13 protein-coding genes and 1 tRNA gene are annotated in these 13,471 nt (G+C 41.8%); 4 read left to right on the top strand and 10 right to left on the bottom strand.

Features of this window, described 5'->3' with window-relative positions; genetic code table 11:
* Positions 1-14: 14 nt before the first annotated feature.
* The 4 genes from OFO10_RS03640 (at position 15) to OFO10_RS03625 (ending at position 4,557) form a co-directional block, all read left to right on the top strand.
* Entirely contained in the window at positions 15-500 is a 486-nt protein-coding gene (locus OFO10_RS03640; protein WP_270866121.1) for a YbaK/EbsC family protein, read from the top strand.
* Between the two features lie 262 nt (positions 501-762).
* Complete coding sequence (purB, locus tag OFO10_RS03635) at positions 763-2,118, top strand: adenylosuccinate lyase (RefSeq protein ID WP_270866120.1); 1,356 nt, start codon at positions 763-765, stop codon at positions 2,116-2,118.
* 18 nt (positions 2,119-2,136) lie between these two features.
* The gene (locus OFO10_RS03630; RefSeq protein WP_270866119.1) at positions 2,137-3,540 is read left to right on the top strand and encodes an anion permease; all 1,404 of its coding nucleotides are present in this window, start codon (positions 2,137-2,139) and stop codon (positions 3,538-3,540) included.
* A gap of 51 nt (positions 3,541-3,591) precedes the next feature.
* Complete coding sequence (locus OFO10_RS03625) at positions 3,592-4,557, top strand: helix-turn-helix transcriptional regulator (RefSeq protein ID WP_270866118.1); 966 nt, start codon at positions 3,592-3,594, stop codon at positions 4,555-4,557.
* Between the two features lie 8 nt (positions 4,558-4,565).
* Here OFO10_RS03625 and OFO10_RS08280 read toward each other — a convergent pair whose 3' ends face one another.
* The 10 genes from OFO10_RS08280 to hisH all read right to left on the bottom strand — a co-directional run bounded on the left by OFO10_RS08280 (position 4,566) and on the right by hisH (position 13,471).
* Positions 4,566-4,682 (bottom strand): winged helix-turn-helix transcriptional regulator, encoded by a 117-nt coding sequence (locus tag OFO10_RS08280; RefSeq protein WP_442867984.1) that lies wholly within the window; start codon positions 4,680-4,682, stop codon positions 4,566-4,568.
* A 138-nt stretch (positions 4,683-4,820) separates the two neighbouring features.
* Positions 4,821-6,218, bottom strand: coding sequence for a carbon starvation CstA family protein (locus OFO10_RS03620; protein WP_270861920.1), 1,398 nt, complete (start codon positions 6,216-6,218; stop codon positions 4,821-4,823).
* A 198-nt stretch (positions 6,219-6,416) separates the two neighbouring features.
* Positions 6,417-6,502, bottom strand: a tRNA-Leu gene (locus OFO10_RS03615).
* Between the two features lie 32 nt (positions 6,503-6,534).
* Positions 6,535-6,873, bottom strand: coding sequence for an ATP synthase F0 subunit C (atpE, locus tag OFO10_RS03610; protein WP_270859398.1), 339 nt, complete (start codon positions 6,871-6,873; stop codon positions 6,535-6,537).
* A gap of 146 nt (positions 6,874-7,019) precedes the next feature.
* Positions 7,020-8,537 (bottom strand): 2-isopropylmalate synthase, encoded by a 1,518-nt coding sequence (locus tag OFO10_RS03605; RefSeq protein ID WP_270866117.1) that lies wholly within the window; start codon positions 8,535-8,537, stop codon positions 7,020-7,022.
* Between the two features lie 82 nt (positions 8,538-8,619).
* On the bottom strand, positions 8,620-9,357 hold the full coding sequence (gene pssA, locus OFO10_RS03600; protein WP_270866116.1) for a CDP-diacylglycerol--serine O-phosphatidyltransferase: 738 nt from the start codon (positions 9,355-9,357) through the stop codon (positions 8,620-8,622).
* Position 9,358: 1 nt separating this feature from the next.
* The gene (gene ftsH, locus OFO10_RS03595; protein ID WP_270866115.1) at positions 9,359-11,296 is read right to left on the bottom strand and encodes an ATP-dependent zinc metalloprotease FtsH; all 1,938 of its coding nucleotides are present in this window, start codon (positions 11,294-11,296) and stop codon (positions 9,359-9,361) included.
* Complete coding sequence (locus OFO10_RS03590) at positions 11,289-12,125, bottom strand: 50S ribosomal protein L11 methyltransferase (protein WP_270866114.1); 837 nt, start codon at positions 12,123-12,125, stop codon at positions 11,289-11,291. The genes ftsH and OFO10_RS03590 overlap by 8 nt, the downstream gene beginning before the upstream one ends.
* A 27-nt stretch (positions 12,126-12,152) precedes the next feature.
* Positions 12,153-12,860 (bottom strand): 1-(5-phosphoribosyl)-5-[(5-phosphoribosylamino)methylideneamino]imidazole-4-carboxamide isomerase, encoded by a 708-nt coding sequence (gene hisA, locus OFO10_RS03585; protein WP_270866113.1) that lies wholly within the window; start codon positions 12,858-12,860, stop codon positions 12,153-12,155.
* On the bottom strand, positions 12,860-13,471 hold the full coding sequence (gene hisH, locus OFO10_RS03580; protein ID WP_270866112.1) for an imidazole glycerol phosphate synthase subunit HisH: 612 nt from the start codon (positions 13,469-13,471) through the stop codon (positions 12,860-12,862). The genes hisA and hisH overlap by 1 nt, the downstream gene beginning before the upstream one ends.

The following is a 13,471-nucleotide window of genomic DNA, read 5'->3' as shown; positions in this document are numbered from 1 at the left end:
AAAAAGGATTGAAAATGAGCGAGAAAATTTTTAATAAAATCGTTGAAATTTTAGAGGCTAACGGAGCAAAATTTCGCGTCGTAACTCACGATAGCGTAGGCACTAGCGCAGAGGTTGCCAAAGCAAGAGGCACTGAGCTTGGACAGGGCGCAAAGGCGCTAATTTGCACCTTAAAAGGTGGCGGAGAAAAAATCTATGCCCTAGCCGTGCTTCCAGCCGATATGCAAGCAGACCTTAGCGCGCTAGCAAGGGTGTTTGAGCGAAACCGCGCTTCGCTAGTATCGCCAGCAGAGGGCTTGGAGCTAAGTGATTGCGTTTTTGGCTCTGTGCCGCCGTTTAGCTTCCATGAAAAGCTAGTTTTGGTCTGCGACCCTGCGCTTTTTGAGCGATATGACGAAATCGCATTTAACGCAGGCTTGCTCGATCACTCGGTGATTTTAGACGCGAAAGATTACCAAAAAATCGCAAATCCAAAGCTGGTAAAATTCGCTAAAATTTAGCCAAATAAAAATTTGCCTTTTTTAAATTTAAACGGACAAATTTTGACACTATTTTTAAAATTATTCCCTAAATTTGGGCTTAAATTTAAATAAATCAAATTTAGCCAAATTTCAGAAAATTCCCAAAACAGCGCACTTTTTTTAATTAAAATTTCGACAATCCAAATTTTTTAAAATCCAAACGGACAATTTCTGACATTTTTATTCAGTAAAATTTTGCCAAGAAAATTAGAAAAATAAATTTCTTTTTAAGGAGTGCAAAATGGCATCAGGTGTAGTAGATAGTAGAGTTTTTAGAGTTATGTTCGTCAGCGAAGAGATGAGAAAGATTTTCAGCGACGAAAACAAAGCGCAAAAATGGCTAGATACCGAAGCTGCTCTTGCAAGAGCGCAAGCAAAACTAGGCATTATCGAGCCAAGACGCGCCGAGCAAATCACAAAATTTGCCAAAGCCGAGCTTTTGGATTTAGACGCGATAGGTGAAAACTACAAAAGCTCTATCACAATCGTTCCTTTGCTAAAAGAATTTAAAAAGGTCTTCGACGACGATAGTGGCGAATTTGTGCATTGGGGTGCAACAAGCCAAGATATTATGGATAATGGTATGGTTTTGCAAATCAAAGAAGCCTTACCGCTTATCAAAAAACTTTTAGAAAAAACCTACAAAGAGGCATTGAGAATTTCAGCCGAGCACAAAAACACAGTTATGGCTGGTAGAACGCATGTAATACACGCTTTGCCTATTACATTTGGTTTTAAAACTGCAATGTGGGCACAAGAGATTCGCAGAAGCCTTGATAGATTAAAAGAAATTACTCCAAGAGTTTTAGTTGGTCAATTAAGCGGAGCGGTTGGCACTATGGCGAGCCAAGAGGGCAAAGGCTTAGAAATGCAAAAACTTATGATGGAGGATTTGGGCTTAAATATCCCTGTGATTTCATGGCACCCAAGCAGAGATCACATGGCTGAGTATGTATCTACGCTAGCGATAATCGCAGGGACAATCGGACGCATCGCAAGAGAAATTTTAAGTCTTCAAAGAACTGAAATTTGCGAGGTTGAAGAGCCGTTTTTCATGGGAAAAGTAGGAAGCTCTACTATGCCACATAAACGAAATCCGCAAGTTTGCGAAGGCGTAATCGCTCTAACTAAAATTGTCCGCGCACAAGCACCTTTAATGGTAGAGGCTATGGAGTGCGAAAACGAGCGCGACTGGGGTTGCGAGGCGGTCGAGTGGGACGCAATTCCAAAAAGCTCTATTTTAATCGCAGGTGCGCTTGAAAAAATCAACGATATTTTAGAAAATTTACTTGTTTATCCACAAAATATGAAAAGAAATCTTAATGCACTAAAAGGCGCAATGCTAAGCGAAGCCGTAATGCTACACCTAGGCGAAAAGCTTGGTCGCCTAAGCGCGCACGAAATCGTTTATGAAGTTTGTATGAAAGCCTTCACAGACGGCAAACCAGTAATCGACGATCTTTTAGAGCGCGAAGAGGTTAGTAAATATTTCACAAGAGCAGATTTAGAAGAAATCATGCAACCTGAAAAATATGTCGGATTGAGTGCTACTTTTGTAGATAGAGTTATCGAAGATAGTAAAAAATACTTCGGATAAATTTAAAAAGGATAAGCTATGAATAAGCTTACAAAAGGAATTCTAGTCATTGTTATCGGGGTACTTATATGGTTTTGTCCGCACCCTGAGGCTGTGAGTGATCAAGCATGGCATCTTTTTGCCATAGTTTTTGCGACGATTTTAGGTCTTATCTTGCAACCACTTCCAATCGGAGCGGTTGCCTTTATCGGTGTTACGATTACGATTTTAACCAAAACAATGAAACCAGCAGAAGCATTAGCTGGTTTTGGGAATTCGACTATTTGGTTAATCGTAAGCGCGTATATGATAGCGCGCGGATTTATTAAAACAGGGCTTGGTAGGCGCATTGCTTATAAAATCATCTCGCTTTTGGGAGATAGCACCTTAAAGCTAGGTTACTCCATCGTCATAAGTGATGCGGTTATCAGCCCTGCTATGCCAAGTAGCGGTGCTAGGGCTGGTGGAATTTTATTTCCTATCGTAAATTCGTTAGCTAAGGCGTTAGGTTCTGAGCCTGATGAGGGAAGCAGAAAAAAGGCAGGAGCATATTTTATGCAAACGCTTTGGCAAGGAAACACCATTACAAATGGTATGTTTCTAACCTCTATGGCAGGAAACCCGCTGATTGCAAGCTTAGCGTTAAGCTCATTTGGTGTGGAAATTAGCTGGACATTGTGGGCGCTTGGTGCGATTGTTCCTGCGATTTGTTCGCTTATAATAATCCCCTTTGTGCTTTATAAAATTTATCCGCCTGAGATAAAGGCGTTTCCACAAGGCAAAGAAATCGCAAAAGCTGAACTTGCAAAAATCGGACCTATGCAAAAAAGTGAAAAATGTATGCTAGGCGTTTTTATCGGCTCATTGCTTTTATGGGCAACCGGAAGCTTAACAGGCATAAATGCGACCAATGTCGGTATGATAGCGGTTTGTGTTATGGTTGCTCTAAAAATTTTAGAGTGGAACGATGTCATCGGCGAAAAAGGCGCATGGGATACGCTAATGTGGATGGGTGCGCTAATCGCACTTGCAGGCGGTTTAAATAAACTTGGCTTTATCAAGTGGTTTTCGGATACCGTCGCAGGCGGTATGGGCGATATAAACTGGATTTTGATAATGGGAATTTTGCTTTTAATCTATGTTTATTCGCACTATTTATTTGCTAGTTTAACTGCTCACATTACTGCGATGTATGCGGCTTTTGGTGCAGTTGCTATCGCAGCGGGAGCTCCTGCTGTTTTCGTAGCGCTTGTGTTTGCTTATGCAAGCAATCTCATGATGCCAATCACCCACTACGGCGGTGCTCCTGGACCGATAATCTTTGGTGCAGGTTACAACACCCAAAACGAGTGGTGGAGGCTAGGCTTTATCACAACGCTGATAAATCTGTTTATTTGGACGGTAATAGGCGGAATTTGGTGGAAAGTTCTAGGTTTATGGTAAAATAAAAGAGCGGATTTTTCCGCTCTTTTTAATTTTTAAATTTGGATTTTCATGGCAAATAAAAAAGTTTTTGAAATTTTGGAATTGCTTAAAGATTTCGTTAGCGGAAAAGAGATAATCATCGAGGATTATGCCATACAAACAGGCATTTCAACCCGCACAGCCAGAAGATATGTAAAAGATCTGCGAGAGATTTTTGGCGAAGAATTTATCGCAAAACTCGCCAAAGGAAGCTATATCTGCAAAAATACAGAATTTTTCAAAACCTTTATCAGCCCCAACAAATACCAAAACGAAAGCGAAAAACTCATCGATTTGCTCCATATCATAAATCCCGGATTTAGTAAATTTTTGCCTTCTGCGCACAAAAAAGTCGATGAAAAACTCGAAAAAGAGCTAAGCGAAATTTTTTTAATAAAAGGCTCACCACACGAAAAAACTCCGAATTTAGATATTTTTGCCAAACTTCAACAAGCGATTAAATTTAAAAAATATACAAATTTAAAATATGACAATGAAAATTTAAAAAATGTAAAAATTTTAAAGCTTATTTATTCAAAGGGAAATTGGTCTGTCGCAACGCTTAGAGAGTGCGATAAAAACAGCGGTTTCGAGGTTTTAAGAGTAAATTTTATAGATGAGATTAGGTTGCTTAAAAACACTTTTTATACCGACAAATACACAGAAAATTTTATACAAAATTTAGAAACATTTTTTGACGGATACAGAGCCGAGCCCTTTGTGGTGCGAGTGGCTATCTCGCCAAAAGTGGTTAAATTTTTCGAGAAAAAGACATTTTTTGCTTCACAAAAAATCACCGATGAAATTTTAGAAAATTCATGGCGAGTGGTCGAATTTACCATAAGTAGCGATGATATGCTAATGCCACTAGCAAGGCGTTGGTTTCCTGATTTTGTAATACTTTCGCCGAAATCAACAAGGGATAAATTTGATAAATTAATTATGGATTATCTAAAATTTGGGAAAAATTTAGATAGGCTAAATTTGCAAATTTAGCCTAAATTTCACTCGCTCTTCATTTGCGTTTGCGCCCAGAGATAGAGCGATTCAAGTGCTGGGATTAGCATTTTACCGCGACTTGCGAGAGTGTATTCGACCGTAGAGGTATGGTAGGATACTATTTAGCTACAAAAACGCTCAAATTTTAATACAAAGCTTCGATTTGGCAGATTTCACTCGCGCAGTGGAACAAATTTAAAAAATGGATAGAATTTAAAATTTTAAAATTTAAAAAAGGGGCAAAATTTGCCCCTTATGGATTATTCTTCGCTAACTTTTTTGAGTTTGAAAAATAGTAGCAAGATAACGATAGTGCCGATGATACCAGCCGCTGTCGCGATAGTCATAGGCATGTTAAAGCCGATTTTCGCATTTACAAGGTAAGCGATTACGACATTTGACATAAAGATTGCTGGGATCAAAGTAACCCAGAAGAATTTACCTCTGCGGTATAGGTAGGCTGACGCTGCCCATAGCATGATAGTCGCAGTTGTTTGGTTCGCCCAACCAAAATATCTCCAAATGATACCAAAGTCGATTTGAGATAGACCGATACCGATAGCAAATAGCGGAACGGCAATGAAAAGTCGTTTTACGATATCTCTTTGTGGCATTTTGAAAAAATCAGCGATAATCAAACGAGCCGCACGGAACGCAGTATCACCAGATGTGATAGGCAAAATCACGACACCAAGAACCGCAATGATACCACCAACAGGTCCAAGAAGTGTTTTTGAGATCTCATGGACTACTTGTGCTGGGTTACCAGCTGCTGCAAGAGCCTCTCTGGTCTCATAGAAGCTTAGACCAAGTGTGCACCAAATAAGACCAATAATACCCTCGCCAATCATTGCGCCGTAGAAAACCATTCTACCTGATTTTTCGTTTTGGATACATCTAGCCATAAGCGGTGATTGTGTAGCGTGGAAGCCTGAAAGCGCACCACAACTAATAGTAACGAAAAGCAATGGCCATAGTGGAAGGTCTTTTGGATCCATATTTACGAAGAAATTTAGACCCTCTGGATAGAAGCTTCTGCCACTAACGATAAATCCGACAGTAAGACCAACTGACATGAAAATCAGCAAAGCACCGAATATCGGATAAAATCTACCGATAATTTTATCGATTGAAAATAGTGTCGCGATAAAGTAGTAAGCAAAAATGATGATTACCCAAATACCAGCTTCCATACCTGTAATGCCTTTAAGAAGGCCAGCAGGACCAGTTGTAAAAACAACACCAACGAGCACGAGCAATACAAGAGCGAAAATGTTCATGAAGTGTTTCGCCCAGTTTCCTAACTGCACACCTACGACAGTAGGGATAGAAGCACCGTTTGCGCGCACGCTTAACATACCAGAAAAGTAGTCATGCACAGCACCTGCTACAATCGTTCCGATGACGATCCATAGCATAGCCACAGGACCATAAAGCGCACCCATAATCGGACCAAATACAGGTCCAAGACCGGCGATGTTTAGGATTTGGATCAGATAGATTTTCCAATCTGACATTTTAACATAATCCACGCCATCGGCCATGTCATGCACAGGAGTTTTGCGCTCAGCACTGGCACCAAAAACACTTTCTACGAATTTTCCGTATGTAAAAAACGCTCCAATCAGAAGCGCTACACAAAAGAAAAACCAAAGCATTTTGCCTCCTCGAAAAAGAATTCAAAACAAAAAAAATTGTTTGTAAAATTGTATATAATGTTACATAAATTTAATTTGAATTTATCTAGCATTTACAAATAATATTGCTTAAAATTTGGAAAAAATGTTATTTTTGCGTGATTTTTGTTTAATTTCGTTAATGGGTGAATTTGAAATAGTAAATTTGGATAAAACTTATGGTGCGACCAGCGAGATTTGAACTCGCACACGCGAAGCGCACTACCCCCTCAAGATAGCGTGTCTACCAATTCCACCATGGTCGCATGAAAAAGCCCGCGAAGGTGCGGGCGAGTGATTACGCAGCTGCTTTTGTAAGAGCGTCTGTAACAAAAGGATTAGCGAAAAGCAAGATAAATGCGATAACAAGCGCATAGATAACTTGTGCTTCGATCATCGCTAGCGAAATATACATTGTAGTTGATAGTTTGCTAGCTACGCTTGGGTTGCGAGCGATACCAAGGATTGTTGCATTAGCTGCATTACCCATACCAACAGCGCCACCAAGAGCGGCAAAACCAAGAACGATACCAACAGCGATTGCTGAGTATGATACGATTTGAGTATAAGCGCTAAGCTCCTCACCTGCGAATGCTGCGCCACAAAGCGCGAAAAGTAAAACCAAAACTTTTTTCATAAAAGTCTCCAAAATAAAATTTCAAAACGCCTTTCGGATCTGTCCCCTACTAAGAACATTTTGAGTGCGGTATTCTAGTGAAATTTTGCTTTTAATTAGTTTAAAAAAGTGGCAAAATTCGCCCAAATTTCGCCACTTTATGAATTTTATTTTTTCGAAGCTAAATATGTATTTAGTGCGCCGACATAAGCCTTGGCTGAGGCTAGCATTGTATCGACATCGAGCCCATGCCCCATAATCGCGCCAGTGCCCTCAAATTCGACCTTAACGGTTACTTTGGCTAGCGCATCTTTGCCTTTGGATACGGCCTTGACTTGATAATCTTTAAGCTCGCCACTAACCTTGCTTATGCGATCAATCGCTTTAAAAATCGCATCGACCCCACCATTTCCAAGCGCGCTATCGCTTAGCAAAATTTCATCGTGATTTAGCGTGACAGCCGCGCTTGCATGGCCTTTGTTGCAACCATTTGAGCTAAGAAGCGCGATCTCGTAAGCTTTGGTTTTCGCACCCATAAATTCGTCATTTACAAGCTCTCTTAAATCCTCGTCATAGACATCTTTTTTGCTATCGGCTAAAATTTTAAATTTCTCAAATGCTACTTGCAATTGCTCGTCATCTAACTCGTAGCCAAGGGAGATTAATTTGTCCTTGAAAGCGTGGCGTCCGCTGTGTTTGCCAAGCACGAGAGAGTTTTTATCCAGCCCGATATCATCAGCCTTCATAATCTCGTAAGTTTCGCGGTGTTTTAAAACGCCGTCTTGATGGATTCCACTTTCGTGTGCGAAGGCGTTTTTGCCCACGATTGCCTTATTTGGCTGCGGTTCGATACCTGTGATACTTGCGACCAAACGACTTGATGGATAAATTTCTTTGAAATTTATATCTGTATAAAGTGGCGAGAAATGGTCATTTCTGGTTTTTACGACCATTGCAATCTCTTCGAGCGCAGTATTTCCAGCTCTCTCGCCAAGGCCATTTATAGTGCATTCGACTTGGCGCGCGCCAGCTTCAATGCACGCTAGTGTGTTTGCTGTGGCAAGTCCTAAATCGTTGTGATTGTGAGCCGATACTATCGCTCTACCATCTATAAATTCGACCATTTGTTTAAAAATAGCGTAAATTTCATTTGGCAGGCGATATCCCACGGTGTCTGGTAAATTTATCGTAGTTGCGCCCACGCCAATAACCGCCTCACAAATTTCCTTCATAAAGCCCACATCGCTTCTGCACGCATCCTCACAGCTAAACTCCACATCATCTGTGAAAGTCTTCGCGTATTGCACAGCTGCAACTGCGCGTTTGATGACCTCATCAGGCTTCATTTTTAGCTTAAATTCCATGTGAATCGGGCTAGTGGCGATGAAGGTGTGTATGCGCTGAAATTTCGCTGGCGCGATAGCCTGCGCTGCGGCCTTGATATCGTTTTCGAGCGCGCGAGATAGCGAACAAACCCTAATCTTGCTAGTAGCCTTTGCGATTTGATTAATCGCGTCGAAATCCCCAGGACTAGCCGCCGCAAACCCAGCCTCGATAACATCGACGCCGAGTTTTTCTAATTGGAGTGCAAGGCGGATTTTTTCTTCTGTATTCATCGAAGCGCCCGGGCTTTGCTCGCCGTCGCGCAATGTCGTATCAAAAATAATAATTTTATTTTTATCCATAACCTACCCTTTCATTTGATAAAATTTGGCGATTATAGCAATTTTAGGCTTAAATTTAGTTGGAATTGATAAATTTTATTATTTAGTTCTCTTTGTTTTGTTTGTTAAATTTAACCTCGATAAGCGTTAGCCCCGCGCGCACGAGCCCATATCCTATGTATAGCAAAATGATAAAAGCAGGGAATTCAAGCTTGAAAAGATACAGACACGAAAAAAACACCACAATGAGTAAAACCAAAATTTTAATCGCATTTGGCCGTTTTAAATTTATCTTTTTAAAGCTTGGGAAGCGGATATTACTAACCATTAAAAACGATAAAAGCGCCATGCCGATGATAAATACGCCACCCCACACAGATGAAACCTCGTATTTAAGATAAATCCCAATCCACACAGCAATCGTAATAGCCGCAGTTGGGATCGGCAGACCGATGAAAACATTTGGCTCGTAGGTGCCCACAGTGACATTAAATCTCGCTAGCCTCACAGCGCCGAAAATCACATACAGCGCGCTAATTAGCGTACCAACCTGCCCATAATCCTTGCCGATTACGAAATAAAACAGCACCGCTGGCGCCACGCCAAACGCCACTATATCGGCTAGGCTGTCGAATTCTACGCCAAATTTGCTTGTCGTGTGTGTGAGCCTTGCCACGCGCCCGTCAAGTCCGTCAAAAATCAAAGAAAGAATAATATATGCTATCGCGCTAGCATAATGGCCGTTTATCGAGGCAAAAATGCTTAGCATTGCCAAAAATATACTAGCCGCGGTGAAAAGATTTGGCAAAATATATACTAATTTTCCTCTTTCTTCTTCCATTTTACGCCTCTTCTTCTGAATTTTCTTTGGCTAAATTTCGCACCAAACGCGTCGGCAAGTTGTTTTCTTTTTCAAATTTATCGATAATATCCACGATAACCTCGCCAGCGACGGTCTCTTTTTCATACAGAGTTTTTACCATTTCCTCGATTGCAGGCGCATAAACTCGCAAGGTCTCTTTCACAGCTTTGTAGCGCTCATCGAGCTTCGTGCGGACATAGTTGTCGATTTTTACCGCTGTTTCCTCGCTGTAATCCTTAATGCTCTGACCGCCGTTTAAAAACGAATATTGCTGTTTTTCAAGCACGATTAAGCCTAGCTCGTCTGTCATACCGACCTTGGCCGCCATAAATTTTAGCCAATCAGTCGCGCGCTGTAAATCGTTGCTAGCCCCGTCTGTAATCTCGCCTAAAAAGACCTCCTCAGCAGCTCGCCCAGAGAGTAAAACATCAATTTCAGCGAAAATTTCATATCTTTGGTGCAAAAATCTATTTTCAAACGGCGAATTTAGCGTATATCCAGCTGCGCCAAGCCCACGCGGAACAATCGTAACCTTGCTAACTGGCATTGCGCCTTTGGTAAGCTCGGCGATGAGTGCATGACCGCTCTCGTGGTAGGCGACGATTTTTTTCTCCACAGGATTTACGCGGCGCGATTTTTTTTCTAATCCTATCGCCACGCGCTCGATTGCTTCGAGCAGGTCTTTTTGCTCAACCTCTTTTTTCGCCTCTCGACCTGCCAAAAGCGCGGCTTCGTTTATGATATTTGCCAAATCCGCTCCCGCAAAGCCCACGGTAAGGCGCGCAATATCTTCGATATCGATATCACGGGCAAATTTGACATCTCTCATATGCACCTTTAAAATCGCGATTCTGCCGTCATAATCAGGTCTATCGACCAAAACCTGCCTATCAAATCTACCCGGGCGCAAAAGCGCAGCATCAAGCGTCTCTGGGCGGTTTGTCGCTGCTAGGACGATGACTGGGCTAGACTCTGTGCCAAAGCCGTCCATTTCTGCCAAAAGTTGATTTAGTGTCTGCTCTCTCTCGTCGTTTCCGCCGCCGATTCCACCTGAATTTCTACTTTTTCCAATCGCGTCAATCTCATCGATAAAAACAATTGCGGGTGCTTGTTTTTTGGCTGTTTCAAACAAATCTCTAACCCTACTTGCGCCCACGCCTACAAACATCTCTATAAAGCTAGAAGCCGAAATCGAAAAAAACGGCACATCTGCTTCTCCTGCGACAGCCTTTGCAAGCAGTGTCTTACCCGTGCCAGGAGGACCTACAAGCAAGACGCCTTTTGGGATTTTCGCTCCCAAGCTTATGTATCGCTCAGGGTTTTTGAGGAAATCGACTATCTCTTTGACCTCTTCTTTGGCCTCTTCGACACCAGCGACATCGCTAAATTTGACATTTGGCTTCTCTGCGCTCATTAAATTTTTCGAACTGCCGATTCCTAGCATACCGCTACCCATATTTTTTTGCATGCGATTGGCCAAAAACATCCAAATTCCAAAGAAAATCACAAGCGGTAAAACCCAGCTAAAAAGCAAATCTGTGAGTAAATTTGTTTCGTTATATGCGCCATAAGGGATATTTCTGCTCTCTAAAATACTCACAAGCTCATTATCATCGACCCTTTGAGCCACATACATTGTATCGCCACTTTGGGCTTTTATCGTGGTTTTGCCGATAGAAACCATTGAAATTTGAGCTGTTTTAAGCTGTGATTTTAGCTCTGAGTAGCTGACATTTCTAGTCTGTCCTACGCCTAAATTTCCAAGGGTCGCACCCTCGCCAAAACCGCCACCATTTGGGCTAATTGCCCTAAAAATTACAATTAAAATCAGCGCAAAAACCACAAACATACCAATAGGATTTTTGTTGAAAAAATTTCCTCCGCCGTTTTGTTGATTTTTGTTATTTTGATTATTCATTTTCACCTTTCTCATAAACAAAGCTACACCACTCGTTTTTTTGCTCCATTTTCACGAAGCGCAAATCCGAAAATGCAGATTTTATTCTATCTTTGTAATTTTCTAAAATTCCAGAAAGCACGAGGTGCGCGCCAGGATTTAGCGCGTTTTTTAGATCGCTGGCTAGTATCAAAATCACATCAGCGATTATGTTTGCTACGACTAAATCATATTTTTCGCCCACTCCTGCGATACTTCCTGTCCAAATTTTATCCAAGCTCACGCCGTTTTTTTGCGCATTTTGCACGCTAGCATCAGTGGCTTGCTCGTCAGTATCGCACGCGCTGACATTTGCGCCAAGCTTTTTCATTGCGATACTTAAAATTCCGCTTCCACAGCCCACATCAAGGGCTTTTGCGCCCTCTTTGGTAATCTCACTTAAAATTTGCAAACACATATTTGTGCTCTCGTGGTGCCCTGAGCCAAAGGCAAGCGCTGGATCGATTAAAATATCGATTAGCCCCGCCCTGCTCTCACACCAGCTAGGGCGGACATAAAATTTACCCACCTCAATCGGCTCGACGCCCTTTTTATACTCGTTTATCCAATCTTGATTTTTCTTTTGCGAAATTTCGATTTCTAGCGAAATTTGCGCCCCTGTGGATTTTTGCAAGGCTTCTTTAAATTCGATTAGCGCGAATTTCACCATTTCTAAGCTATCCTCATCGCGCACGATAAACTCGCCCTCGCGCTCTTCAATGCACGAAATCCCAAGCTCAAAGACAAAATCTTTAAAAAATTCCAAGCCGTTTTGGCTCTTTACACTCATTTCATTATAAAATTCTTTCATCTCAAAACCTTAAAAGCCATTACGATATCACAAAATTTTAAACGCTTTTTCTAAATCTATACTGCCCTCGTAATATGCCTTGCCGACAATCACGCCCGCGATTTTGCCGCTGTTTTTGCACGCCAAAATATCGCTAATGTCCTTCACGCCGCCACTTGCGATTGTATCAATCCCGCTAGCTTCGGCGATTGCTTCGCTAAATCCGACATTTACGCCACATAGCATGCCGTCCTTGCCGATATCAGTGCAGATTATCGCGCCAACTCCTGCTCCTGCGTAAAGCTTAGCCAAATCAGTCGCTTTAATGCTACTCACATCTGCCCAGCCCTCGGTTGCGACCATGCCACCAAGCGCGTCGATTCCTACGACGATATTGTATTTTGGCGACATTTCTTTAACAAAATTTGGATTTTTTAGCGCAACTGAGCCTAAAATAAATCTATAAACGCCCAAATTTTGGTAGTCTTTTATGCGTTTTTCATCGCGGATTCCACCGCCCACTTCGACCTTTAAATTTGTCGAATTTACGATTTTCTCAATCGTTTTGAAATTTATCGGCTCTCCCGCAAACGCTCCGTCTAAATCTACCAAATGCAGGTATTTCGCCCCCATGTCTTCGAATTTTTTAGCTAATTCCCAAGGGGTCTTTGAATAAATTTTCGCACTTCCCATTTCGCCCTTGCTAAGGCGCACAGCAAGGCCCTCTTTTAAATCAATCGCAGGTAAAATTTCCATTATAACTCCGTGAAATTTTTAATTATTTTTATGCCATTTTCGTGGCTTTTTTCTGGGTGCGGCTGAAAGCCAAAGACATTTTCCTTGCAAACTGCGCTAGGAAATTCATACCCATACGCCGTCTTTGCTAGGATAAACTCTTCGTTGCAAAGCGCGTGATAAGAATGCACGAAATACGCATAAACCGAACTTTCAAGCCCCGAATTTATGGGCGCCTCGCGCGTGAATTTTAGTGTATTCCAGCCCATGTGCGGGATTTTTAAACTCTCGCTAAATTTGCTCTCATCAAATTTCACCACTTCACCACTAATTATCCCAAGCCCCTCGCTTGAACCAAATTCTGCGCTTTTGTCAAAGAGAAGTTGCATACCAAGGCAAATTCCCAAAAAATATCGCCCACTTGCGACAAATTCTCTTATCGCTTCATCTAAATTCGCGCTTTTTAGTTTAGCCATTGCTTCGCCAAAGGCTCCCACTCCGGGAAGTAAAATTTTGTCGCATTTTAGCAGTTTTTCAGGCTCGCTCACTAGCTCAAATTTCGCCCCACAAAAGCTAAGGGCGTTTTTCACGCTTCGTATATTTCCAGCACCATAATCAACAATCCCTATCAA

It is taken from the genome of Campylobacter sp. VBCF_06 NA8, assembly GCF_027737825.1.
Lineage (GTDB): Bacteria > Campylobacterota > Campylobacteria > Campylobacterales > Campylobacteraceae > Campylobacter_B.
This window is presented reverse-complemented; position numbering and strand designations above follow the sequence as displayed.

Coding starts and splice junctions, on each gene's coding strand:
- OFO10_RS03640 (WP_270866121.1), top strand. CDS start 15: ATGAGCGAGAAAATTTTTAATAAAATCGTTGAAATTTTAGAGGCTAAC.
- purB (WP_270866120.1), top strand. CDS start 763: ATGGCATCAGGTGTAGTAGATAGTAGAGTTTTTAGAGTTATGTTCGTC.
- OFO10_RS03630 (WP_270866119.1), top strand. CDS start 2,137: ATGAATAAGCTTACAAAAGGAATTCTAGTCATTGTTATCGGGGTACTT.
- OFO10_RS03625 (WP_270866118.1), top strand. CDS start 3,592: ATGGCAAATAAAAAAGTTTTTGAAATTTTGGAATTGCTTAAAGATTTC.
- OFO10_RS03620 (WP_270861920.1), bottom strand. CDS start 6,218: ATGCTTTGGTTTTTCTTTTGTGTAGCGCTTCTGATTGGAGCGTTTTTT.
- atpE (WP_270859398.1), bottom strand. CDS start 6,873: ATGAAAAAAGTTTTGGTTTTACTTTTCGCGCTTTGTGGCGCAGCATTC.
- OFO10_RS03605 (WP_270866117.1), bottom strand. CDS start 8,537: ATGGATAAAAATAAAATTATTATTTTTGATACGACATTGCGCGACGGC.
- pssA (WP_270866116.1), bottom strand. CDS start 9,357: ATGGAAGAAGAAAGAGGAAAATTAGTATATATTTTGCCAAATCTTTTC.
- ftsH (WP_270866115.1), bottom strand. CDS start 11,296: ATGAATAATCAAAATAACAAAAATCAACAAAACGGCGGAGGAAATTTT.
- OFO10_RS03590 (WP_270866114.1), bottom strand. CDS start 12,125: ATGAAAGAATTTTATAATGAAATGAGTGTAAAGAGCCAAAACGGCTTG.
- hisA (WP_270866113.1), bottom strand. CDS start 12,860: ATGGAAATTTTACCTGCGATTGATTTAAAAGAGGGCCTTGCTGTGCGC.